Here is a 24,495-nt window from a genome sequence, read left to right on the forward strand (position 1 = left end):
ATGCCGCTTGCACCCCTGGCCGTCCGAAGCCGCTCAGCCCATGGGTTGCAACGCGCGACCAGACAGCACATGCAACCCGGCAGGGAGTGACTGTACGGCATGCACGAGTGCGCGGGCTACATCCGCACCCGGGCGGGCGCGGTAGTTGGTAGGCACGATGGGGTCGAGCCAGCGAAATAGCGTCAGGGACAGCGACTCTGCACGGCGTGGCGCCTGCTGCAGCGCATGGCGCTCACCGATGAGCAGCGAAGGGCGTGCAATCACCAGGGTCTCGAAACCCAACCGTTGCAGGTCGCGTTCGACCTCGCCTTTGACGCGGTTGTAGAAGATGCGAGAGTGAGGATCGGCGCCCATGGCCGTGACCACGCCACAGCGTGTGGCGCCAGCTGCGCGCGCTGCACGTGCTGTGGCCAGCACGGCGTCGTAGTCGACCGCCCGAAAAGCACTTTGGCTGCCCGCCACAGCCATGGTGGTGCCCAGGGTGATGTAGACATCATCCACCGGCGGCAGCGCGGGCAGTGCCGCAAAGTCCACGGCGTGCAGGTGCAGCCGTGGATGGCTCAGCGCGGGAGCGCGCCGGCCTTGGGCGTGCAGCACATGCACCGCACCGGGTGCTGCCGCGTTTCCTGAAGGGGATGTATCAGCGGTTAAAAGAGCCGCGAGGACCGCCTGGCCCACGAGGCCCGTTGCCCCGGCCACCACCGCCACCCGCGCCTCCGCCATAGCCGCCTCCTCCGCCATTACCACCACGATAACCACCGCCGCGGCGGCCGCCCATGCTGTCTACGCTGGTGCGCATCGGGTCGGGCTGGCCGCCGGCGCCAGCGCCATGGCCGGACGCGCGGTTGCCCGGATTGCTGTGGCCCGAATGCGTACCGAGGTGTGCGTCTGGACGCGGGGGCTGCGAGTCGTCGTAGCGGGGGGCGCCACCACCACCATAGCCGCCACCACCGCCGCCGCCGGAGCGACCGCGTGCAGGTGCCTGGCCGCCGGCGCGTGCTCCGCCGCCACCGCCACCGGCACGGCCGCCACGCGGGCCGTTGCCACCGCCGCCGCCACCAGCGCCAGCACTGGCACCGCCGCCAGCGCGGCCACCACGGCCGCCACCGTTGCCGCCACCCGCAGGGCGGGGGCCACGCTCGCCGCCGCCACCACCACCGCCACCGCCGGCACCCTGGCCGGCCTTGTTGGTGCGGATGCGTTCCATCATTTCGCTGCGGGCGGCCTTGGCGGCAGCCTGCATCACGTCACGGCTCGGGGGCTTGCCTGCGCCGCCCCAGATGGTCTGGCGGCCCATGGCGATGGGCTCGGCTTTTTCGCCAGCGTCGGGGCCGAAGCCTTCGATGACCTGCACGGGAATCTGCTGCTTGGTAAAGCGCTCGATGTCCATCATGAAGCCTTCTTCGTCCATGCAGACCAGGCTGACGGCTTCGCCGCTGTTGCCGGCGCGGCCCGTACGGCCGATGCGGTGGACGTAGTCTTCCGAGACGTTCGGGATTTCGTAGTTCACGACGTGCGGCAGCTCGTCGATGTCGATGCCGCGGGCAGCGATGTCTGTGGCCACCAGGGCGCGGATGTCACCGCTCTTGAAGCCGGCCAGGGCTTGCGTACGGGCGCTCTGGCTCTTGTTGCCGTGCAGCGCCATGGCGTTCACGCCGTTCTTGGTCAGGAACTCGGCCACGTTGTTGGCGCCGAACTTGGTGCGGGTGAACACCAGCACCTGGCTCCAGTTGTGCTGCTGGATGATGTGCAGCAGCACTTGCTTCTTCTTGCCGCGGCCCACGGGGTGGATCACCTGGGTGATGCGCTGCACCGTGGTGTTGCTGGGCGTGACCTGAATGCTCTGGGGGTTCTTGAGCAGTGTGTTGGCCAAGTCGCGGATTTCGTCGCTGAAGGTGGCCGAGAACAGCAGGCTCTGCTTTTCGCGGGGCACCAGGGCCAGCACTTTCTTCACGTCGTGGATGAAGCCCATGTCCAGCATGCGGTCGGCTTCGTCGAGCACCAGCACCTGCACGGTCGACAGGTCCAGGAAGCCCTGCTGCTGCAGGTCCAGCAGGCGGCCGGGGGTGGCCACCAGGATGTCCACGCCGCGCTTGATGCGGTCGATCTGCGGGTTCATGCCCACGCCGCCGAAGACCACGGTGGAGTTGATGTCGAGGTACTTGCCGTATTCGCGCACGGACTCTTCCACCTGGGCGGCGAGCTCGCGGGTGGGCGTCAGCACCAGGGCGCGGATGCCCTTGCCGCCGAACTTGTTCTTGGGGGCAGCGCCTTGCGAGAGGCGGTGCAGCAGCGGCAGGGTGAACGCGGCGGTCTTGCCGGTGCCTGTCTGCGCGCCGGCCAGCAGGTCGTGGCCTGCGAGCACGGCGGGGATGGCCTGGGCCTGAATGGGCGTGGGGGTCTCGTAGCCCGTTTCGTGCACGGCCTTCAGGATGGCAGGAGCCAGGTTCAATTCGTCAAATGTCATGTCGTTGAATGCGCCCATCCGGGGCGCTGGTATCGGCCTGTCGTGCAACCGGAGGTTGCCGAGCCAGTCTCAAGCCGATGAGGTTCATGAGTGGGAGCCCGGAAGTTTGGGTGCTTCCTTCGTCCCCAGCAGCGTGCTGATGCGTCGGGCAACTGGAGCCCGTCACGAGGCGTATTGTCGCATGGCCTGATAATCTCGGTTTGCACGCAGAATTTCTGCTCACTTTTGCAGGTTAGACACTCAATGGCCCAATACGTTTTGTCGACACAACTGCCCGCCTTCGGCGGCGCCCACTCGGTTTGCTCGCGGAGGATCATGTAATGGCGCAGTATGTTTTCTCCATGAACCGCGTCGGCAAGATCGTGCCGCCCAAGCGGCAAATCCTGAAAGACATCTCCCTGAGCTTCTTCCCGGGCGCCAAGATCGGCGTGCTCGGGACCAACGGCTCCGGCAAGTCCACGCTGCTCAAGATCATGGCGGGGCTGGACAAGGAAATCGAAGGCGAAGCCATTCCCATGGCGGGCCTGAACATCGGCTACCTGCCCCAGGAGCCCCAACTCGACCCGACCCAGACGGTGCGCGAAAGCGTGGAAGCCGCCATGGGCAAGGTGTACTCCGCCAAGGCGCGCCTGGAAGAGGTCTACACCGCCTATGGCGAAGAAGACGCTGACTTTGACGCGCTGGCGGCCGAGCAGGCCGAGCTCGAAGCCATCATCGCCACGGCCGGTACCGACTCCGAGCACCAGCTGGAGATTGCAGCCGACGCGCTGCGCCTGCCCCCGTGGGACGCCAACATCGGCGTGCTGTCCGGTGGTGAAAAGCGCCGTGTGGCGCTGTGCCGCCTGCTGCTGTCCAAGCCCGACATGCTGCTGCTCGACGAGCCTACCAACCACTTGGACGCCGAATCGGTCGACTGGCTCGAGCAATTCCTGCAGCGCTATTCCGGCACCGTGGTGGCCATCACCCACGATCGCTACTTCCTGGACAACGCCGCCGAATGGATTCTGGAACTGGACCGTGGCTCCGGCATTCCGTACAAGGGCAACTACTCCGACTGGCTGACCCAGAAGGGCGCCCGCCTGGAGGCCGAGCAAAAGGGTGAAGAAGCCCGCGCCAAGGCCCTGAAGAAGGAATTGGAATGGTCGCGCCAGAACCCCAAGGCCCGCCAGGCCAAGAGCAAGGCCCGTCTGGCCCGTTTTGAAGAACTGAGCGACTTCGAATACCAAAAGCGCAACGAAACCAACGAAATCTTCATCCCCGTGGCCGACCGCCTCGGCAGCCAGGTGATCGAGTTCAAGAACGTCACCAAGTCCTTCGGCGACCGGGTGCTGATCGACAACCTGAGCTTCAACATCCCTGCGGGCGCCATCGTCGGCATCATCGGCCCCAACGGCGCCGGCAAGTCCACGCTGTTCAAGCTGATCGCCGGCAAGGAAAAGCCCGATTCGGGCGAAGTCGTCATCGGCTCCACCGTCAAGATGGCCTTCGTGGACCAACACCGTGACGACCTGGCCAACGACAAGACGGTCTGGGAAGACGTCTCGGGCGGCCTGGACATCCTCAACGTGGGCAAGTTCCAGATGGCCAGCCGCGCCTATTGCGGCCGCTTCAACTTCAACGGCAGCGACCAGCAAAAGAAGGTGGGCATGCTGTCCGGCGGTGAACGCGGCCGTCTGCACCTGGCCAAGACCCTGATCGCTGGCGGCAACGTGCTCATGCTCGATGAGCCGTCGAACGACTTGGACGTGGAAACCCTGCGGGCGCTGGAAGATGCGCTGCTGGAATTTGCGGGCACCATGTTGGTTATCAGCCACGATCGCTGGTTCCTCGACCGGATCGCCACCCACATCCTCGCGGCCGAAGGTGACAGCCAGTGGACGTTCTTTGACGGCAATTACCAGGAGTACGAGGCCGACAAGAAGAAGCGACTGGGCGAAGAAGGCGCCAAACCCAAGCGCATGCGCTACAAAGCCCTGAAATAAGCCGTCAGGAGCTGGTTCGAAGACCTGAAATAAGCTTTCAGGTCAAGTAGGATTGCATCTGGAAACCTCTCGCCCGATTCTTCCCCACCATGTCCCAGCCTGCTTCTCAGTCGAGAACCGTCTTCCGTGCCTGCGTCGTCAACGCCGTGCGCGGGGGCGAAGCGTTGATGCAGCAGTTGGTGAAGGTGACGCAAAGCGCCTTGACCGAGGAAGAATCGAGCGTCCGCAACATTCAGCAGCGCAACCTCGTCAGTGACAGCCTGCGCTTGCTGAACCAGCACGAAGCCGCCATGGTCAAGGGGTATCCCATGGCGCTGCTGGAGACTTTTGCCGAAGGCCCGTCCATCGCCAAGGGCCGCAGCACGGCCGAAGACACCGGCATGGACTTCGGCGAGCTCTCGCTCATGGACGAGAACGAGATGCAGGCGCAGGTCGAGCTGTCCAAAGCACAGCAATCGGCCCTGCACGCCACAGATGCCGTGCTGGCCGAACTCAATACCCTGGTGAGCTCTGCGCAGGGCCTGCGCAGCGTTCAGCCGGAGCGCAACCCGTTGCGGCCCGAAAGCTACATTCGCGCCCTGCAGCAGGTGGTGGGTGATACCACCGTGTCGCCGGAGGTGCGCCAGCTGTGGATGCAGCACATGCGCGACCTGCTGGGCAAACTTCTGGTCGAAGAATACCGCCGCACCGCAGCCAGCCTGCGTGAGCATGGCGTGCAGCCCGTCGGATATGCCGTGCTCGGCACCCCTGGAAGCAGTGGACGGGGCGGACCTGTAGGCGGTGGCGGGTCGGGGTACGCCGGTACGGGTTACGGCAACGGCATGGGCTCCGGTGCAGGGACCGGCTATGGCGGCCCAGGCACTGGGTATGGCAGCGGCTACTCGGGTTACGGCCCTTCGATGAACGGCCCCATGGGTGATCCGGCCAATGGTGGCTACGGGCGCAGCGGCATGGGGCCGAATACCGGATGGAGCGGCGATTCGCAGCAGGGCGGCATGATGCCTTCTGCCGAAGAAGCCTTGCTGACGGTGGGCATCCTGCGGCAGATGCTGGCGGGCGGTGACCCCTTCGATCCGCGGTCCTATGGCGCCATGCCTGCAGGGGGCGTGCCAGTGCAAGCTGCGGCTGTGCCTGTCAACGGCTCGTACCCTGGCGCTGGCGTTCCTGCCGGTCCTGTTGGCGCTGTGGGTGCAGCGGGTGCAGGCGGGGCGTACTACCCTGCCGGCGCGGCAGCAGAGGCGATGGAAGACATGGCCCAGCTGGAGCGGCTGGTCGGCCGTCTGGCAGGCGGTGCCTCCGGCAGCGGCAGCATGAGCCAGCCGGGTTCGTTGTCGGTGCCGCTGTCCGGCTGGCGGTTGCCGCCCGGCGTGGCGCCGGTGGTGTACGCCACCATGCCCATGGATGGGGTCGCGCAGTCCACCGCCGTTGCGACCGAGGTGGTGGGGCGCATGATGTTCAACATCGCGCAGGATGCGCGGCTGCTCCCGCCGGTGCAAAAGGCCGTGCAGACGCTGGAGCCCGCGCTCAAGCAACTGGTGCAGCACGATGCCCGTTTCTTCACGGAAAGCAACCACCCGGCGCGCCGTCTGCTCGACGAGCTGACCCAGCGCAGTCTGGCCTTCACCGGCGAAACGGCGCCCGGCTTCAGCAGCTTCATGCGGCTGGTCAAAGGCGCGGTCGATCATCTGTCCAGTTCAGAGATCAAGGATGCGGGGCCATTCGATACCGTGCTCAAGGCCCTGCAGTCGGCCTGGGACACCCAGGAAAAGAAACTCAAGGCCCATCAGGAGGCACAGCAAAAGGCGCTGCTGCATGCGGAGCAACGCGAGATGCTGGCCGAAAAGATCGCTGCCGACATCCGCAAGCTGGCCGATGTGGCCTCTGTTCCCGCTGACATCGTCGATTTTGCTGCCGGGCCGTGGGCCGATGTGGTGGCCCTGGCCCAGGTGCTCAAGCCCGCCGATTCGCCAGACGACGACCCGGGCGGCTATCTTGCCCTGGTGCCTGTGTTGCTGTGGAGCTCGCAACCGGACCTCACCCGCCAGGACCCCGACCGCCTCAACGATTCCATTCCCGGTCTGCTGGCCAAGCTGCGCAAGGGCCTGAAAACCATCGGCTACCCCGCGGTGCAGACCAGTGCTTTGCTGCAGCGGCTGGTCGGGCTGCACCAGGAGGCTTTCGAAAAGGCCCCCCCGGCGGCCGTTGCCAAGCCTGAACCAGAGCCTGTGGCCGAGCCTGCCGTGCAGGATGCTTTGCAGCAGGAGCCAGCCCCTGCACCTGAAGTGGCCGGGGAGCCGCAGGACAGCGCCCAGGCGCCCGCAGAAGCACTGCCCGACCCATACGCTGATTTCGTGATCGGTGCCTGGGTCGAGCTGGTGACCAACGGTCGCTTGGTGCGTACCCAGCTCACCTGGTCGAGCCCGCACGGCACGCTGTTTTTGTTCACAGCGCCAGACGCCAGCACACAGTCGATGACGCGGCGCATGCGGGACAAGCTGGCGTCCGAGGGCGCGCTGCGGGTGATACCGGCCCCGGCAGCCAGGCCCGCCGGCAATCGCAGCGTCGACACCGGCTTGGCGGATCTGGGGGGCGATTCACGGCGTTCGTCGTCCAGCCGCTCAGCCTCCAGTTCCAAATTGGCCCCGCTGTCCAAGTCAGCGCCCCTGTCCAAGGCCGCGCCCCTGTCGAGCGGCGGCAAGTCGGCCAGCAAAGGGCGCTGAGACTGCCGTTCCGGCAGAGCGGTCCAGCCCTGCCGGGCTTGCATGCAGCGCTGGCGCTGCTTCTTCAGCGGGATTGTGTGGGTGATGACGCCGCGGCTGTCCCTGCCGCCAACGCAGCATTGGCCGCCCCTGGGGTAGCGTCAGGCGTCGGCGCCTGGGCCGCACTGCCACCGGCCTGCAGACGCAGCAATTTCTTGCGGATGAGGTGGATGTTGCTGCGCAGCGCGTACAGCTCGTCGGCATAGGACAGAGGCACGCTCACCTTCTCCGCCTGTGTCTCCAGCGCATCCAGGGCCGTGAGCAGGTCCGCAGGGTCCGTCCGTCCGGTTTCCATGTCGTTTTCAATCTCACGCAGCCGTCCGTACCACCGGAACACCCGCGAGCGCACCCGGAACTGGTACAGCGGCGGAACCACGCGCGACAGCGGCAGCATCACGGCCAGCAAGATACCCATCACCAGCCACATGCGATCGATCAGGTTGGCAATCCAGAACGGCAGGTAGCGCTGCAGCATCGGGACCGGCTCGTTCATCGCGCGGTCGCCTTCCTTGGCGATGGGCAGCTCGCTCGCGCGAGAGTTGGGAAACTCCCGCGCGCGGTTGAACCAGCCCGAGCCGCCGTGCAGCTTTTGCGCGTTTTGCGCAAAGAGCGTGAGCAGCGCCGGGTGCGTGCCATCCCGCGCCAGCAAAGACGTGGTGGACGCCACTAGGCGCACGTCCCGCGTAGGCACGTTGGAGGCCAGGTCGACCACACCGCGCGGCAGCGTCACGGGTGTCAGAAACGGAAAGCGCCGGGCATACGCCTCGTGCTGCGCAAAATCGAGCAACTGGACGCCGGGCGTCTGTAGCAGCATCTGCACCATCAGCGATTCAGGGGCCGAGGCGAACACCAGCGCATCCAGCTTGCCAGCCAAAAAATCCACGGTAGCCGGCGTCTGCTCCAGCCGCGACATCCTCACGGTGCCGGGCTCCACCTTGTTCGCTTCCAGCAGCGTCTCCATCAGCTTGGGCACGCCACTCCCTTCAGAGCCCACATTCACCCGCCAACCGCGCAACTGGCGCAGGCTGTCGAGACGGGGCGTGTTGTAGGCGCGCTCAGCGGCATCGGCGCGGTAGAACAGCCAGACCGGCTCCACGAACAAACTGCCCAGGGACACGAGTTGATCCGCATCGTCGGGCAGCAACTGGGCCGTGCCGCCCTGCACAAACGCCACGTCCGCCTTGCCGTCGCGCAGCAACTGCAGGTTGTGCGAAGAACCGTCGCTGGGCAGCAGCACGACCTCGATGCCGTCGGCCGCCAGTGCCTTCTGGTAGCGCTTGCCGAATTCCTCGTACGCGCTTTGCGCAGGGCCGGTGGCCAGGGTGACGGTCTTGGGCGGGTTGGGGTTGAGCCACCAGTACGCCAGTATCAGCAGCCCGATCGCCAGAAAGGCCAGCGGGCCTGCCGAAGCAATGAGATCGCGCAAGGTCAGAAAGGTATTTCGAAAAGCCTGGGGCATGGGTGTCAGATGGAGATTGGAGCGCGATCTCTGAGCGGCGGTTTCGCTGCCAGCCTGGCTGCGGGTGGCTCATGCGGCGCAGGCAGGGCTACGGAGCCGCGAGGTGTGGCGGGTTGCTGGGATTATCCGTGCCTTGAAGAACACGGGGCCACTCCAGTTCGGCGTGAGCTGCGCGCAAGTCCCGAGAGGCGATAGGGGCGGAGGCGGGGAGGGGGGGCGGTGCCGCCCCAGAGTTCGCCTACTGCTTGCTGCCGCGCCGCTGGCGCTCGTAGGCCACGCACTCGTCAATCGACAACTCGTCGTTCTGGTTCGTATCCGCCGCTTCGAAGTAAGCCATGCGGGTTTCGACCACTTCCTTGAACGACAGCTTGCCGTCGCCGTCCTTGTCGCTGGCGGCCAGCCGCTTCACACGGCCCTTGCCCATGCCCGGCACCTGGGCCAGATCTGCAAGCTGCACATAGCCTGTGGCGTCGGGCGACAGGCTGTGCCAGCTCTGGACGATGTCCTGGTGGAACTCGTCGAGCGACACGCTGCCGTCGTGGTTCAGGTCCGCTGCAGAGCAGATGGCCTGCAGCCGCTGCCCGCGCGGCTTGGCGGGCGCCTTGTGGCCGTGCCCATGCCCATGGCCTGGGGCTACGGCGGCGGTGCGTTGTGGCACTGCAGGGGACGACACCGGGGCGTCTGCAGCACGCGCTGCGCCGGACAGGGCAAGCCACGCTGTCGCAACCGCCAGAGCACCGATGCTCAGTTGAATTGCGCGGCCTGCGCGGACCGCCCGGAGGGAAGAGTAAGTCATGGTCTGGGTGCTTTTCATGGTGTTTGTCTCCTCGCTCACCACCACCAGCGCTGGCTGGGGCTGCGGTTGCAGGACCACACCATGGCAGCCGCTTCCTGGCGCACGCGGCCGTCTTCGACGTCCAGGCACTTGCCGTTGAGGTTGCTCACGATCTGGCCGCCGCGCGATGTCCAGCTCTGGCTGCGCGAGCCCGAGCAAGACCACAGCACCACCCGTGCGCCATCGCGCGGGTCGCCACGGTCCACGTCCACGCACAAATCGCGCACGCGGATCTCACCCCCGCGACCCACGGCAAACCGCTGCGACGCGGTGCCGTTGCATTCATACACCTGAAGCGAGGTGCCGGGCTGGAACTTGCCGCCCCGCACGTCCAGGCACAGGCGCCCGTCGACGCGGATTTCGCCACCGCGGCCGCCGTAGCCAGGGTCCGGGTACTCGGGGCGCCGGTCGTCGTCGTGCCGGTTGTGGTTGGCCAACAGGGCGATGCCCGCAATGGCAGCCACCGCGGCAACCGCGGCACCGGCGTTGGAGCCGCTGCCGTTGCTGTTGCCGGACGCATAGCTGCGCGAGACCTTGAACCGCCCGCCGCAGCCGCCGTTGGTCCACAGCTCGCGGTTGGTGAGGTCGTAGCCCCAGGTGCGGTTGAAGCGGCACGCTCCCTGCGTCTGCTCCACCAGGTCCACCTGGGTGGTGTCGTCTGCAAGGCGGTAGGAGGTGTAGCTGCCGTTGGAGCGCAGATCCACCAGCTGGTCCTGGGCCTGAGCGCCCAGAGGATTCACCAGCAAGGGCAGGCACAGCAGCCAGGCGTGTTTCCGAAGAGCGGGGTCTTTCATGGAGTTCTCCTTCTTTGCAGTCTGTGGGGGGAGGCCATCACGATGCGTTGCGCAGGGCCTGTGTGCTGGCGCATCGGGCCGAGGTTCGGTCTGGCTATTGTGCTGCGGTTCGCGGGCCTTGTTGAAAGTTCTGTACCACGCGGCGTTCAGAACTGCACGTCCACCTTCACGCTGTCGCTGTAGCTGCCTTGCGGCACGGCGGGCTGGTCGGCATAGATGGTGGCGGTGTACGGGATCACCTGGGGCGTGAGCCCGTCGGCCACGCCCAAGCTGGGCACGCGTGCGCCGGCCAGTGGCCCCCAGACCGACTGGTCCTGCCTGAAGATGTTGTACTGCAGCCGGTTGACCCCGCTGGCCATCTGGCGCCGCGCGCCGCTGGCATAGGAGCCCATGTCCAGCCCGACCGTGTAGGTGATGCCCTTGGTGCACAGCAGCGTGATGCTCTGCGAGACGGTGCCAAAGGCGCTGGGCAGCGGTGCCGAGCCGAACTGCACGTTGGGCGCCGTGATGGTGCAGTCGTTCGTCACCACCAGCGTGACAGTGATGGTGCGGTCCGTGCTGCCCGTGCGCAGGTTGCCCACGCAGGCGTTGCCCACCGCAATGCCCTCGCAGATGTTGGCGTACGTCCAGTTCACGGTGATGTTGTCGGTGTACGTACCGGCCGGCACGTTGGCGCCCGGGAGCGTGCTGATCTTGATGCCGATGATCGCCTGGTTGTTGCTCAGCAAGGACACCACGTTGATGTTGTTGAGGTCCAGGATCAGCAGCCCTGATGTGAACGTGCCACCGCCCAAAGGAGATATTTCATAGGGCACGGTGATGGCGCTGTTCGTGGTGTTCTTCAGGGTCAGTCCGGTCACGGGTGTGGTGATCTTGGCCTTCAGGGTCGGTGTCGACAGCAGCGCCAGCACCACTGCGCCGCAACCAAACCGGAACTCCGCCGTGGACGTGATGGGCGAGCCCGTGCGCACGCGCTGCGAAGGGTGTGAACCCAGCACGCCGCTGCTTTCCACCGGCGTGCACACGGCGGCGGCCTGCAGCGAGCACATCGCCAGGGCCGCGGCAAGCCCGAGGCGCCACCAGTGCGCTGAACAGGCCTTGCGCAAGACATGGCCCACCCACACGGCTAGCCATCCCCTCACGGCCGGCGGACGTGCGGGGCTGCCATGCGGCGTGTGCGCAGCGGCTGTGGTGATGGGCCGGGCGGGCGGGGCAAGCGGGGCGGCAGGTCGGGTCAACGGGTGGCTCCTTTCTGCGCAGCGCCCGTGGGCTTTGCGCATGGCACGACGAGGTCGCGGGCCGCGGCGTAGTCGGCCTCGCTGAATTCGGCCCGGCACTCGGCGCCTTCGGGCGTGCGCACCACCAGCTGGTTGCGAGGGTGAAGCACGGTGAGGTAGACCACGCCGTCCCAGCCCACCACGGTGTGGGTGCCCCCGGGCGCATGGTGCACTGCGCTTCCAGCGGGCACAGGCTTGCCGTCCTGGTCTACCAGGGTGATGGTGGCGGTGCGCATCTTGAGCACCGGCAACTGAACCAGCATGCCCGCATTGCGCGACACTGCCATGCGCCGCTCCAGCGCCGGGATGTCCACGTCGGGCGGCAGCGTCAGCGGGTCCACGGCGTAACGACCTGGGTAGTAGGCGGGCACGCTCGGCACCAGCAGGTAGCCCTGGGCGTTGGTGTAACCCGCCAGCTGGTTCTCGTACATGATCGGCACGTCGGGCATGCCCTGGGTGGACACCAGCGCAAAACCGTCGTGCACCCGGTTGGCCGCAAACAGGTGCCCGTCGATGACGCCCAGCGATCCGGCCAATCCTCCCCACTGCGTGGTCTGGCCCGCGCTGGTGCTGACCCCGCCTTCCACCGCAAGGGTGCCGTTGCGGTACTGCACCGCGGCCTGGCCGTAGCGCTCTGGCCCGCCCGACAGCGTGTGCGCCGCGTTCCAGCCCCACCCGCCTTCCGTGGGCAGAGAGCGTTGGTAGCTGGCATAGGTCTGCGTCGACCCGCGCGTCCTGCCGGACGCCACCTGCACGGTGGCGTTGTTGCCGAGAAAGTAGGTCAGCTGAAGCCGCAACTGGTTCTCGCCGGTTTCCAGCGTACGCCCCGCCGTCACGGTGAGGTAGGTGTTGCTGCGCACCGGTGCGCTGTAGCTCGCAAACGCGATGCGGCTGCGCTCGCTGCGGGCGCTGCGCGTGTCGATCCAGCCTGCGGAAATGGCCCCGTTGCCCAGCGTCCAGCTCAGGTTCAACTGGCGGGTGCGCCGGGGCAGTTGATAGCCGTCGTCCGCATAGGTGCTGGCGTCGCCGAAGCGCGCCGTGCGCCCGCTTTGCTGCAGCGAAATGCCCGCGCGCTGCGTGTTGTACTGCCAGCCGGTGCTGTACTGCCAGCCGCTGCCTGAGCGCGATGTGTAGCCGCGGGTGATCGACGCGTTGGCGATGCCCATCATGCCCAGCCCCGCCAGCCCCCCCACACCGGCCACGCCCAGGCCCTTGCCCACCTGGGCCTGGGCCTCCAGCGTGAGTACATCCGACAGCCCCTGGCGGTACACGCCCGTGGCAACGGGCCGACCATACGAGAAGCTGCGCACGCCGTAGTCGCGGCGCAGCGCGCCCAGCGACAGCGAATAGTCCGTCCACCCGGGCCGCAGCAGTTCGCGGTGGACATAGAACGGGATGGTGGTGTACACCTGTCGGCCCAGCGCGTCGGTGGTGACCACCGACGCAGTGCCCGCGCCGCTGACCAGCGGCATCTCGCTGAGCGTGAAAGGGCCCGGTGCCACCCGGTTGCTGAAGGCCTTGAATCCATTGAGAAACAGGTCCACCGCCGACGGCACTGCGGCCTGCCCGGCGAACTGGGGCAGGGGGTAGGTCACCAGGTCGGGCCGCACCCCGAAGTTGCGCGACCACTGCACCCCGCCCAGGCGCACCGACGTGCTCCAGGGCAGGGAGCCGCTGACGATGTCGCCGTAGATTGCCTCGGTGGCGGTGCCTGTGTCGGTGCGCGTCCAGCGCGTGTCGTAGCGCACATACCCTCGGGTGGCGTCGCGCACCTGCAGGCGCACCAGCCCAGTGTTGGAGACCACCCCGTCGGGGCTGAAGTACCGCTGCTCCGACCACAGCGATGTGAGGGAGTGCCTGCGCGAATGCGTGCTGTAGATGTCGTAGTTCAACAGCCAGCCGCTGCCGGTCGTGCTGTCGGGCGACTCCTGCGGCGTTTCGTCGGCCAGCCGCTGCATGGGCAGCCATTGCGGCGGCACCGTCAGCGACAGCTGCTGGGTGAGCGGCTCGTATTCCACCGACACACCGGGCAGCCGATTCACGGCCAGGCGCGTGTTGCGGGGCTGCGCGTTGTGGATGTGCATGCGCCGCAGCGTCTCGGCCTCGATCTCGAAGTCGTCCCCGTTCTGCACCACCTCCACCAGCTGCCCCTGGGGCTGCCCGTTGATCTGCACATCCAGGTACAGCAGCGAAGCGCCCGGAGGCGGCGGCCACGCGGTCGCAGGTGCATCCCACGGCGACTGGGGCGATGCAGCGGACGGCATGGCGGGCGGCACCGCCAGCGCATGCTGCACCGGTGCCGCAGCAGGGTGGCCCGCGGGCGGGGCCGGTGCCGTCACGGTGCCGGCCGATATCTGCGCCGGCACGAGACTGCTGGCCACCAGGGCACGCCCGGCGCGGATCCACAGGGAGGCGCGCTCACTACTCGCCACGGGGCACAAGGGTCTCATGCCCGTTGATGTTGGCCTTGAGCACCGGGTCGCCGGGCGGTGGCGCCTCCAGTTCCCAGCGCATCAGGCTGTTGGGCAGCACATAGCCCATCAGCCCTTCATTGACGGTCACATCGGGCCGCGGTGCGCGGGTGCCCCAGCGCACGGCCGTGATGCGCGCGTGCCCCTTGCCCTTGTTGCGCACCACCAGGCGGTGCGCCTTGCCGTCCTTGACCGTGTTCCAGGTCAGGTCCGGTGGCAGCGGCTTGCCCTTGCTGCCGCGTTGTGCCTGCGAATGCGTGGCCCTGAATGGCTGCGCGCCGCGGCCGTATACGAACAGCGGGATGGCGTAGCGCACCTTGAGCCGTATGCCCATGCCCGCGTCACTCTGCGCATCCGATGCAGCCTGGTCATCGGGCGCGGGCAGCTCGTCGATGAGCACGCGGTAGGCCACTTCCAGTTCCGGTGGCACCGGCTGCGACGCGATCAGGCGGACCATCTGCCGCTTGCCCGGCGGGATCACGCTGATCGGGGGGCTTGCCACGACCTCTTTCTGGGACGAGAGAAACTCCTCGCCTTCGGTCTGGCTCCAGTCCATGACACGCACCTGCAGCGACACCGCAGCCACGCCCCGGTTCTCCACCCAGACGGCCACCGCCTGCTGCTCCTCGGTGATCATCGGGTCCACCGGCCAGATCATCAGCGGCGTGGCGGCATTCACGGGCGCCGCAGAGGCCAGGGCCAGCCACAGTGCGCAGAGCCACGGCGCCGCGGCGTGCCACGGGCGCAAGCGGCTATTGGTGGTGCTTGCGCTCACCATGACAGCGTCACCTGCACGGTGTCCGCATAGATGCCCGCTGCGGCCGTAGAGCCCGGCAGCGTGGCGGTGCCGCGCACGGGCAGGGCCAGCGGCGTGGCGTCGATCACCAGGCCCACCGGCACATTGGGCACCAGCGGAGCGGTGACGCCCTGCACGAGATCGAGTTGGTAGGGCACGTACTTGCCTGCGCCGTTGGACATGCGCCGCTGCACACCCTGTCCGTGCTGCCCGCCATCGATGCTGATCTGCACGGCCGTCCCCGGGGTACACACCAGCTTGGCCTGGCCCCCCATGCTGCTGCCGGCCATGGTTTGCATGCTGCCCGTCTGCAGCGCGGGGTGGCTGCCGAAGTTGATGCTGCCAAACGCAATACCGCTAACCTGGCTGGTGCTACCGGAGACCACACAGCCACGCACCACGGACGCCGACACCGTGAACGTAGGGCTGGTAGGGATGGTGGCCGCCAGGGCAGCCGCTGGAAGCAGCAGCAGCGCCAGGCGGGATGCCCGCACCAGCTTGAGCGGTGTTTGCGCAGTGGTGAGGCGCTTCGCGCGCAGCCTCACCCCTGCAATGGCTTGCATGATTTTCTTCATCGGGATCTCCCTGTGGCTGTTGTGCGCAGCCGTGGTGTTGCCGCGGGCTGGGTGGTGGGCGGTCCCGCCCGTGCCCTGCGGTGGAAGAGGCGCGAAAGAATCAGTAGGTCACAGTGACCTGCAGCGTATCCATGTACATGCCTGCTGGGAGTGCCGTGGGGTCGGTCTTGTTGATCTGGCCGTAGATCGGCAGCGGAAACGCCGCGCCATTGGCGGGCACCGCGATACCTGCGATGGCTGCGGCCAGCGGGTAGACCTGCGTGTGGCCGGAGTCGCGGTACACGTCGTAGGGGATGTACGCGGCGGTGTTGCCGTTGCGCATGGCCCGGGTGCCGGCACCGATGGCACCGCCCAGGCCCGCATAGTTGCCAGGGCCGACCTGGATGCTGATACCCAGCACATCCGGCGAGCACACCAGCTGTGTGGGGCCCGACACGCTTTCGCCGCCGGATGCGGTGGCCTGCACCGTGCCGGTAAACGTGCTGGGCCGTGTGCCGAAGTCCAGCGTACCGAAGTTGACCCCCGATGCCGCCCCGGAACTGCCGGCAATCATGCAGCCGGCCGTAAGCTGGATCTGGGATTGCAGAGTGCCGGTGAGCGTGTCCGCGCCAGCGGTGCAAGCCCATGCGCAGCAGGCCAGGATGATGCCGGCCCCCCGCAGCTTCTGCACTGTGTGCAGACCGTGCGCGCTAGCGCTTGTCGTTGATGAACCAACCGGTGGTTGCGCTCGTCGTGATGCTTGCATTGCCTTCTCCTCAAGGAAAATTGAAGAAGAAACGCCAAGACACACGTGATGCGCGCCCTGCGTGGTGAACCTGTCCAGCCTCAGGGTGCACTGCAACGGTGCGTACGTCCAGTTTTTAATTGATAGTTGCGGCGAATAATCAGTTGTTTGTATTGTTTTTTACATTTGTTTGCTCGAATATTCCGTGCGTTTACATGCAGAGGGTGAAGTAGGAGTTTGATATCATTTGGTATTGAGAATTATTCTCAATATAATGGCGTCATCACCACCCCTGCACTTGGATCTGCATGACCGCCGCCGACGCCAGCCAGGTTCACTCCCCGCACACCCTGTACAGCGACCACAGCGGCTGGCTGCGTGCCTGGCTGTACCGGCGGCTCGGCTGCAGGGACGAGGCGGCCGACCTGGTGCAGGACACGTTTGTGCGGGTGCTGCTGCGCCCGCAGGTGCTGCAGGGCGTGCGGGAGCCGCGGGCCTACCTCACCACCATCGCCAAGGGCCTGGTGTCCGACCATTGGCGCCGCCAGGCGCTGGAGCTGGCCTACGCGGATGCGCTGGCGCTCATGCCCGAACCGATGGCGCCATCTCCCGAAGAGCGCGCGCTCATTCTGGAGGCACTCCATGCCATCGACGCCATGCTGGAGAGCCTGGCACCCAAGGCGCGGCACGCGTTCCTGCTGTCGCAACTCGAAGGCCTGGGCTATGCCGAGATCGCGCAGGAGCTGCAGGTGAGCGAGCGCACCGTCAAGCGCTACATGGCGCAGGGGTTTGAATGCTGCCTGCTCGCGATGGCATGAACGGCCGCGCCGGCGGGCCGCCACACGCAGACCCGCAAGGAGCAGGGCGAGGGCCGGGCGCATCCCATGCCCGCCCGCTAGACAACGACCCCAGCGCGCCTGGCCGCGCCGTGCTGCGAGAGGCCGCGCAATGGCTGGTGCGCCTTCATTCGGGCCAGGCCCAGCCGGCCGATTGGCAGGCGCTTGCACACTGGCGCGCCCAGGACGCTGCCCACGAAATGGCCTGGCAGCGGGCAGAGCGGATGTCCCGCACTTTTGGCGCAGTGCCCGCGCCTTTGGGGATGCCCGTGCTGGCCACCGCGCGGCGCGGGACCAACCGGCGCGCCGCACTGCGCGTGCTGGCATGGGTGGGCACGGCCCCCACCGCCGCCTTCCTGGGTTGGCGCCACCTGCCCTGGCAGGAATGGACGGCGGCCCACCGCACAGCGGTCGGCGAGCAGCGCAGCGTGGTCCTGGCCGACGGCTCGCGCGTCATGCTCAATACCGCCACCGCACTGGACGCCGCCTTCAGCCCGCAGGAGCGCCTGGTGCGCCTGCGGGCGGGCGAGGTGCTCATTACCACCGGGGCCGATGCGGGCGGCCACCGCAGCTTTCGCGTGGAGACACCCCAGGGTTGGCTGCGGGCGCTGGGCACGCGGTTTGCCGTACGCCTGGGCGATGCCGGCGAGGCGCGCGTGGGGGTGGCCGAGGGTGCGGTGGAGATCACGCCGCACCAGGGCACGGGCCGGGTGCTGCGGGCTGGAGAGCAGTGCAGCTTCACCCACGATGGCGTGCAGGCCGTGGCGGCGCTGAGCGAACAGGCGCTGGCATGGACGCAGGGCGTGCTGTATGCGGACGGCATGCGGCTGAGCGACTTTGCGAGCGAGCTCTCGCGCTACCGTCCGGGCGTGGTGCGCTGCGACCCGCAGGTGGCCGGGCTGCGCATCTCCGGCGCGTTCCAACTGCAGGACACCGAATACATCCTGGCCATGCTGCGCGAGACCCTGCCCGTGCAGGTGGTCATGCGCACGCGTTATTGGGTCACGCTGCTGCCGGCCTGACGGGGCCCGGCCCTGCGAGCGGTCGAAGCCTACGGCGAGGGGAGGGGCGTTCAGGGCTTTTGGGTCCATCGCCATGAACGGTCTTTGAAAAATATCGGTCAAACCGTGTCACTTTTTTCGCGTTCACACGGCAGGTATCGGAACACCGCTTTCTGACCGATACCAACCTCCGAGGAGAACGCGCATGGCGCACCCATCGCACCCATCGCACCGGCCACACGCCTTGCGCGGCCAGCCGCAACTGGCCCACCACCATCCACGCCCTGCTGCTGCCACAGCGCCCGCACGCGCCGCGCAGGCACTGTGTCTCGGCCTGGCGCTGACGGCCTCCGCACTGCCATTCCACGCCATGGCCCAAGGTGCCCAGTCATCTGGCGCCGGCGCTGCAGGCACCGTGGCCGCCCCGGCTCCGCGTACCTACGACATTCCCGCAGGCCCCCTGGGCCCGGCTCTGTCGCGCTTTGCGGGGGCTGCAGGCGTTACGCTGTCGTTCGAGCCTGCGCTGACCGAAGGCCTGCGCAGCGGCGGGCTGCAGGGCAGCGTGGCGGTGGAACAAGGCTTTGTTCGGTTGCTGGCAGGCACGGGCCTGGAGGCGGTGGCGCGCTCGGGTGGCGGCTACACGCTGCGCCGCGCAGCCGCCAGTCCGGCCGCAGCGTCGTCGCCATCCGGCACCGACACCCAGCTGCCCGCCGTGCGCGTGACGGCCGAGCGCGAATCCGCCTGGGGCCCGGTGGAGGGCTACCGTGCCACGCGCGGCGCGGGCGCCACCAAGATGGACGTGCCCGTGCTGGAGACCCCGCAGCAGGTCTCCACCATCGGTGCCACGCAGATCCGCGACCAGGCCATCTCCAGCGTGGCCGAGGCCGTGCGGTACAGCGCGGGCGTGCGCCCGGCGGACTACGGCATCACCGACGACGATGTGTCCGTGCGCGGCTTCTACCTCACCGGCACCGGCCTGTACCGCGACGGCATGCGCCTCATCCACAACGGCTTCATGACCAACCTCGAGCCCTATGGACTGGAGCGGCTCGAAGTGGTGCATGGCCCGGCCTCGGTGCTGTACGGCCAGTCGGCCCCGGGCGGCCTGATCAACGCGGTGACCAAGCGCCCGCGTGCCGGCATGCAGCGCGAGGTGGGGCTGGAGCTGGGCAGCCATGACCGGCGCCAGGTCACTGCCGACATCGGCGGCGCCTTCAACGCATCGGGCACCGTGCTCGGCCGCCTCACGGTGCTCAAGCGTGAGGCCGGCACGCAATGGGACGGCCTGCGCGCCGACCGCACCTACGTGGCCCCCGCGCTCACCCTGCAGGGCGACCGCACCACGCTCACGCTGCTGGCGCACTACCAGGACGACGACACCGGCTACATCATTCCCTACTACCGCAACACGCCGTTCGGCGCGGCCAACGAGCGCATCAACGTCAACGGCCCCGGCTCCGGCCACCACAAGCGTGCGTACTCGCTGGGCTACCTGCTCGAGCATTCCTTCAACGACGCGCTGACGGTGCGCCACAACCTGCGCTACCTCGACGGCAGCAACCACCGCCTGGAGATGCGCAACCGCGGCCTGCTGGCCGACCAGCGCAGCATGGCGCGCCTGGCCATGGTGCGGCCCGATGCCGAAAAGACCCTGGTGGTGGACACTCACGTCGAGGCGCGCTTGAAGAGCGGTGATGTCTCGCACCAGCTGCTGGCGGGCCTGGACTACTACCACTCCAAGCTTGACTGGCGCATCCAGTCGCTCAACGGCGCGGTGGCGCCCATCGAACTGGTGAACCCCGTGTACGTGCAGCCCGACTGGGGCAACAACTTCCTGAGCGACCGGGCCCTGGCGCGCAACACCCAGGTGGGCCTGTACCTGCAGGACCAGATCAAGCTCTCCGAGCGCTGGGTGGTCAGCCTGGGCGGCCGCTACGACACGGCGCACATCGACACGCAGTACGACGCGCGGCTGACCGGCACCGCGCCCTTCGCCACCACGCACGTGGACCGGCGCGACAGCGCCTTCACCGGCCGCGCCGGCGCCATCTACCTGGCGCCCAACGGCCTGGCGCCGTACGTGAGCTTCAACACCGCCTTCCAGCCGCCGCTGACCACCGTGACGGCAGTGGACGCCAACGGCGCGCCGTACGAGCCCGAGACGGCGAAACAAGCCGAGGTGGGCGTGCGTTATGCGCCGGCCAACGCGGGCTACACGCTCAGCGCCGCGGCGTTCGACCTGCGCAAGCGCAACGTGCGCACGCCGTCCACCATCAACCCGCGCTTTGATGTGCAGACTGGCGAAGTGCGCAGCCGCGGGCTGGAGCTGCAGGGCTCGGGCGACGTGGGCGGCGGCTTCTCGGTGATCGGCGCGTACACGTACCTGAACGCCAAGGTCACCCGCAGCAACAACGCGCTGGAGGTGGGCGAGCGCCCCGGCGCCACGCCCGAGCACGTGGCGTCGCTGTGGGGCAAGTACCAGCGCGGCCCGCTGGAGCTGGCCCTGGGCGCGCGCCACATCAGCGCCGCGCCCGGCGAGTTGCGCGTGGCCACCAGCCCGCTGCCTATGAATGACAGCTACACCTTGTTCGATGCCATGGCCGCCTACGGCGTCGGCGCCTGGCGCCTGTCGGTCAACGTGACCAACCTGGCCGACAAGCGCTACAAGACCCAGTGCAACACCTTCCGGGGCGGTGCGCAGTTCTGCGCGCTGGGCTTCGGGCGTGAAGTGCGTGTGGCCGCCGCGTACCGGTTCTAAAGCATCCCCCTGAGTCGCTTCGCGCCTTCCCCCTTCTCTCGAATGGCTGCGCCATTCGGGAAGGGAACACCGCCAGTGCATGCACGTGAAGCGCTGCTGTGCAGCTGGGGCCGCCCTTGCGCGGCGGTCGCTGGCGTGGGCCTCGCCCAGCGCGCAGGCCTCAGGCGGGTGCGACCTTTATCTGACCACTTGATGCGCAAGCTGCTGGTACTGCTGCACCGCTGGGCGGGCCTGTTCATGGCCGTGTTCCTGGCGGTGGCCGGGCTCACGGGCTCCGTCATCGCGTGGGAGCATGAACTCGACCGCTGGCTCAACCCCGGTTTTCACCGTGCGGTCCCCTCGGACGCGCCGCTGCTGAGCGCCACCGAAGTCGCGCGCCGCGTGGAGGCCGCGCACCCGCAATGGCAGGTGAGCTTTCTGCCCCTGGCCGCGCCGCCGGGGCAGACACTGGTGATGATGGTGGAGCCCCGCACCGACCCCGCCACCGGCAAGCCGTACACGCTGGGGTTCGACCAGATCGCCGTGCACCCTGCCACCGCGCAGGTGCAGGGCCGGCGCACCTGGGGCGAGGCATCGCTGGCGCGCGAGAACATCGTGCCCTTTCTGTACAAGCTGCACCACACCCTGTTCCTGCCGCGCGCCTGGGGTGTGGACTGGGCGGTGTGGTTTCTGGGCGCGGTGGCGATGCTGTGGACGGTGGACTGCTTCATCGCGCTGTGGCTGTCGTTCCCGCGCCTGTCGGCCTGGCGCAAGTCGCTGCGATTCCGGTGGGCGCGGGGCGGGCAGGCGATCAACTTCGACCTGCAACGCTCGGGCGGCGTGTGGACCTGGGCGCTCATGCTGGTGCTGGCCGTCTCGTCGGTGGCGATGAACCTGCACGACGAGGTGATGGAGCCGCTGGTCAACCTGGTCTCGCGCACCAGCCCGAGCCCGTTCGATGACCGCATACCGCGCGGCCCGGCGCAGCGCGCCGTACCACCGGCCGTCGACAGGGCCGAGATCGTGGAGCGTGCGCGCGCAGAAGGCCTGCGCCGGGGCTGGCCCGACCCGCCGGGCTTCTTGACCTACCGGCCCGCGTTCGGCCTGTACGGCGTCGATTTCTACGTGCCCGGCATCAGCCGCGCGGGCCTGGGCCCGCCGCGCTTGTACTTCGACGCCGATACCGGCGCCCTGGCCGGGCAGCGCGTGCCGGGCGAGGGCAGCGCCGGCGACCTGTTCATGCGCCTGCAGTTTCCCCTGCACTCCGGGCGCATCGCGGGGCTGCCGGGGCGCATCCTGGTGACCGTGCTGGGCGTGGCGGTGACGGTGCTTTGCGTGACGGGCGTGGTGCTGTGGCTGGCCCGTCGCAGCGCGCGGCGCGCTGGCCGAACGGGACGCATGTGAACGCTTCCAACCGCCGGCGCATCATGTTCTATGAACACCTTGGGGTTTCCCGGGGTGGCCGACCGGCGGAGCTACCGGCTGAGCTACCGGCTCGGGCACGCCGGCATGCAGGCGCTCGGCGCGGCGGTGTAGTGAAGACAGGGGCAGGGCGGCGGCGCCCCGCGATTCATCGACCCAGGTCGCCCGCGCAAGGCAGGTAGAGCCCTTCGGCCGTCGTGATCGACCGCGCAGCGCGCGCTGCGCGCGCGGTGGCGATGGCGGTGGCTTCTGCCGCCATGGTGGCCAGCACCATCATGCCCAGGCTCTTGCCGGCGCGGCCGGTGCCCAGGCTGAACATCGTGTCGCCGTCGGACATGGTGTGCACGGGGTTGATGCTGCGCGCCAGCCCGTCGTGCGCGGCCACGGCCAGGCGGTGGGCCTGCACCTTGGTGATGACGGCATCGGTCGCCACCACGCCGATGGTGGTGTTGGTGCCCGCCAGCAGCGGCTGGGGCGGGTCGCCGCGCAGCAGGGCGCGGCGCGTGTCGCGCAGGCGCAGGCCGTCGTCGGTGCGGGCGCCGGCGATCACTTGGGCGGTGTCGGGGTCCACCACGTCGCCCAGCGCGTTGCAGGCGATGAGCGCGCCCACCGTCACGCCATCCACCGTGACGGACGCGGTGCCGATACCGCCCTTCATCGCGCGCTGTATGCCGAAGATCTTGCCCAGCGCTGCGCCCGTGCCCGCGCCCACGTTGCCTTCGGCCGGGTCGGCGGTGGACGCGGCGTCGCACGCGGCGTAGCCGGCCGCTGCATCGGGGCGGATGCGCATGTCGCCCACCAGCAGGTCGAACAGCACGGCCCCCGGCACGATGGGCAGGCGGCCCACGGCCACGTCGAAGCCGATGCCGCGCTCTTCCAGCCAGCGCACCGCGCCGCTGGCGGCATCGAGCCCCCAGGCGCTGCCGCCGGCCAGCATGATGGCGTGCACCTTGTCCACCAGGTTGGAGGGGTCGAGCAGGTCGGTCTCGCGGGTGCCGGGCGCTGCGCCGCGCACGTCCACGCCGCCCACGGCGCCGTCGCGGGTCATGATCACGGTGCAGCCGGTGGGGCGGCGGGTTTCGGTGAAGTGGCCGACTTCGATGCCGGCCACGCGGGTGATGCTGCCGGCGTCGCCGGCCAGTGCGTGGGAACTCATGGCTGCCGATTATGGAGCCCGGCTGCGGTGCTGCCGCTGTCCCGCATCAGGCGCCGCAGGGCCTCAGTCACTGAGCCTTTTCGATGTGCACCACATGGTATGCACCGCCCACCTGCTCGGCCCGGAACCGCACCTTGTCGCCCGCCTGCAAGCCGCCCACCACGCCCGCGTCCTGCACGCGGAACACCATGGTCATGGGGGGCATCTGCAGGTTCTGGATCTCGCCATGGCGCAGCGTGACGCGCAGGGTGCGCGGGTCCCAGCGGGTGATCTCGCCCTCGCTCAGCGGTGCCTGAGGTGCCGCCGATGCAGGCTGCCGCACGCCGTCGGTGCTGTGGGTTTCGTGGGCGCTGTGGCTGTCGCTCGCCGTGGCTGCAGAGGCCTGTGCCGGGGCCTGCGCAAGGGCAGGTGCTGACACCACGATCAGCAGGCTGGCGGCCAGGCTAGTTGCCAGGGTGGTGGTGATGTTTTTCATGTGGATGCCTTGGGGTTGTAGCTGTTGAACACGCGGGTGCTGCCGTCCCGCAGCACCAGCAGCACGTCGTACGGGTCGCGGCGGTTGCCGTAGGCGGCGCCGTCCATGCCGGGCGAGCCCACCGGCATGCCGGGCACCGCCAGGCCCAGCGCCTTGGGCTTTTGCTGCAGCAGGGCGCGCACGTCGCTGGCGGGCACATGGCCTTCGACCACATAGCCGCCCACCAGCGCGGTGTGGCACGAGCCCAGCTGGGGCGGCAGGCCCAGGCGGGCGCGCACGGCGTTGTTGCCCGTGTCATGGACCTTCACGGCAAAACCATGGGCCTGCATGTGGTCCAGCCAGTCCTGGCAGCAGCCGCAGTTCGGGTCTTTCCAGACTTCCAGGGGGGTGGGGGCCGCTGCAGGTGTGGCCAGGGGCAGGGCGCCTGCGACGAGCAGGCCTGCGCTGCGGGCCAGCCAGGTGCGGCGGTTGCCGGTTGTGGTGTGTTGCATGGGATGCCTTCTTTCTCTCTGCGTTCGTGAATGTTCCGTGTCCGTGGGACCTCAATCCGCTACCGCCGGTCTAAACCGGCACAGCACAACGCCAGTGCCACCGTGGAACCGGCTTGTATGGTGGAGGTGTTGGGGTGGAGGGCCTGAATACCGGCTATCGGCTTTGACCGACTGGCAAAGATAGCCCCCACCCCGCCCCTGAGCGTCGATAAGGAACTGAGCCGCACCTCAGCGCCGA

The 24,495-nt window shown here is 68.0% G+C and carries 19 protein-coding genes; 6 read left to right on the forward strand and 13 right to left on the reverse strand.

Features of this window, described 5'->3' with window-relative positions; all coding sequences use genetic code 11:
- Positions 1-33: 33 nt before the first annotated feature.
- Positions 34-597, reverse strand: a complete 564-nt coding sequence (locus ASF16_RS07620) for a nucleoside-diphosphate sugar epimerase (RefSeq protein ID WP_369817122.1) — start codon at positions 595-597, stop codon at positions 34-36.
- Between the two features lie 43 nt (positions 598-640).
- Positions 641-2,467: a DEAD/DEAH box helicase gene (locus tag ASF16_RS07625; protein ID WP_056164993.1), complete on the reverse strand. Its 1,827-nt coding sequence runs from the start codon at positions 2,465-2,467 to the stop codon at positions 641-643.
- Positions 2,468-2,787: 320 nt separating this feature from the next.
- Here ASF16_RS07625 and ettA point away from each other — a divergent pair, with 320 nt between their 5' ends.
- Together ettA and ASF16_RS07635 are read left to right on the forward strand one after the other, a co-directional pair.
- Positions 2,788-4,449 carry an energy-dependent translational throttle protein EttA gene (ettA, locus tag ASF16_RS07630; protein WP_056164963.1) on the forward strand — a complete coding sequence of 554 codons (1,662 nt, stop codon included), beginning with the start codon at positions 2,788-2,790 and terminating at the stop codon, positions 4,447-4,449.
- An 89-nt stretch (positions 4,450-4,538) separates the two neighbouring features.
- On the forward strand, positions 4,539-7,169 hold the full coding sequence (locus ASF16_RS07635) for a DUF1631 family protein (RefSeq protein WP_056164965.1): 2,631 nt from the start codon (positions 4,539-4,541) through the stop codon (positions 7,167-7,169).
- 64 nt (positions 7,170-7,233) lie between these two features.
- Here the strand turns inward: ASF16_RS07635 and ASF16_RS07640 are convergent, their stop codons facing one another.
- The 8 genes from ASF16_RS07640 to ASF16_RS07675 all read right to left on the reverse strand — a co-directional run bounded on the left by ASF16_RS07640 (position 7,234) and on the right by ASF16_RS07675 (position 16,085).
- On the reverse strand, positions 7,234-8,667 hold the full coding sequence (locus ASF16_RS07640) for a TAXI family TRAP transporter solute-binding subunit (RefSeq protein ID WP_056164967.1): 1,434 nt from the start codon (positions 8,665-8,667) through the stop codon (positions 7,234-7,236).
- Positions 8,668-8,905: 238 nt separating this feature from the next.
- Positions 8,906-9,481 carry an EF-hand domain-containing protein gene (locus ASF16_RS07645; RefSeq protein ID WP_235507288.1) on the reverse strand — a complete coding sequence of 192 codons (576 nt, stop codon included), beginning with the start codon at positions 9,479-9,481 and terminating at the stop codon, positions 8,906-8,908.
- Between the two features lie 17 nt (positions 9,482-9,498).
- Positions 9,499-10,296, reverse strand: a complete 798-nt coding sequence (locus ASF16_RS07650) for a lectin (protein ID WP_056164969.1) — start codon at positions 10,294-10,296, stop codon at positions 9,499-9,501.
- 146 nt (positions 10,297-10,442) lie between these two features.
- Complete coding sequence (locus ASF16_RS07655; protein WP_235507289.1) at positions 10,443-11,534, reverse strand: spore coat U domain-containing protein; 1,092 nt, start codon at positions 11,532-11,534, stop codon at positions 10,443-10,445.
- The gene (locus ASF16_RS07660; protein WP_056164974.1) at positions 11,531-14,023 is read right to left on the reverse strand and encodes a fimbria/pilus outer membrane usher protein; all 2,493 of its coding nucleotides are present in this window, start codon (positions 14,021-14,023) and stop codon (positions 11,531-11,533) included. Before ASF16_RS07660 ends, ASF16_RS07655 begins: the two co-directional genes overlap by 4 nt.
- Positions 13,995-14,792, reverse strand: coding sequence for a molecular chaperone (locus tag ASF16_RS07665; protein ID WP_056164997.1), 798 nt, complete (start codon positions 14,790-14,792; stop codon positions 13,995-13,997). The genes ASF16_RS07660 and ASF16_RS07665 overlap by 29 nt, the downstream gene beginning before the upstream one ends.
- 23 nt (positions 14,793-14,815) lie before the next feature.
- On the reverse strand, positions 14,816-15,415 hold the full coding sequence (locus ASF16_RS07670) for a spore coat U domain-containing protein (protein WP_056164976.1): 600 nt from the start codon (positions 15,413-15,415) through the stop codon (positions 14,816-14,818).
- Positions 15,416-15,515: 100 nt separating this feature from the next.
- Positions 15,516-16,085 (reverse strand): spore coat U domain-containing protein, encoded by a 570-nt coding sequence (locus ASF16_RS07675; protein ID WP_369817123.1) that lies wholly within the window; start codon positions 16,083-16,085, stop codon positions 15,516-15,518.
- 362 nt (positions 16,086-16,447) lie between these two features.
- Between ASF16_RS07675 and ASF16_RS07680 the strand changes: the two genes are divergently transcribed.
- The 4 genes from ASF16_RS07680 to ASF16_RS07695 all read left to right on the forward strand — a co-directional run bounded on the left by ASF16_RS07680 (position 16,448) and on the right by ASF16_RS07695 (position 22,117).
- On the forward strand, positions 16,448-16,957 hold the full coding sequence (locus ASF16_RS07680; RefSeq protein ID WP_056164978.1) for a sigma-70 family RNA polymerase sigma factor: 510 nt from the start codon (positions 16,448-16,450) through the stop codon (positions 16,955-16,957).
- Positions 16,933-17,997 carry a FecR domain-containing protein gene (locus tag ASF16_RS07685; protein WP_235507291.1) on the forward strand — a complete coding sequence of 355 codons (1,065 nt, stop codon included), beginning with the start codon at positions 16,933-16,935 and terminating at the stop codon, positions 17,995-17,997. The genes ASF16_RS07680 and ASF16_RS07685 overlap by 25 nt, the downstream gene beginning before the upstream one ends.
- 184 nt (positions 17,998-18,181) lie before the next feature.
- A complete protein-coding gene (locus ASF16_RS07690; protein ID WP_082516800.1) occupies positions 18,182-20,734 on the forward strand; it encodes a TonB-dependent siderophore receptor in 2,553 nt (850 codons plus the stop codon).
- 192 nt (positions 20,735-20,926) lie between these two features.
- Positions 20,927-22,117 carry a PepSY domain-containing protein gene (locus ASF16_RS07695; RefSeq protein WP_056164981.1) on the forward strand — a complete coding sequence of 397 codons (1,191 nt, stop codon included), beginning with the start codon at positions 20,927-20,929 and terminating at the stop codon, positions 22,115-22,117.
- Positions 22,118-22,283: 166 nt separating this feature from the next.
- Here ASF16_RS07695 and ASF16_RS07700 read toward each other — a convergent pair whose 3' ends face one another.
- From ASF16_RS07700 to ASF16_RS07710, 3 genes are all read right to left on the reverse strand, one after another.
- Positions 22,284-23,291, reverse strand: a complete 1,008-nt coding sequence (locus tag ASF16_RS07700) for a P1 family peptidase (RefSeq protein WP_056164983.1) — start codon at positions 23,289-23,291, stop codon at positions 22,284-22,286.
- Positions 23,292-23,358: 67 nt separating this feature from the next.
- Positions 23,359-23,766 (reverse strand): copper-binding protein, encoded by a 408-nt coding sequence (locus tag ASF16_RS07705; RefSeq protein ID WP_056164985.1) that lies wholly within the window; start codon positions 23,764-23,766, stop codon positions 23,359-23,361.
- Entirely contained in the window at positions 23,763-24,257 is a 495-nt protein-coding gene (locus ASF16_RS07710; protein WP_056164987.1) for a DUF411 domain-containing protein, read from the reverse strand. Before ASF16_RS07710 ends, ASF16_RS07705 begins: the two co-directional genes overlap by 4 nt.
- Positions 24,258-24,495: the final 238 nt, after the last annotated feature.

It is taken from the genome of Acidovorax sp. Leaf78 (assembly GCF_001422735.1).
Lineage (GTDB): Bacteria > Pseudomonadota > Gammaproteobacteria > Burkholderiales > Burkholderiaceae_C > Acidovorax.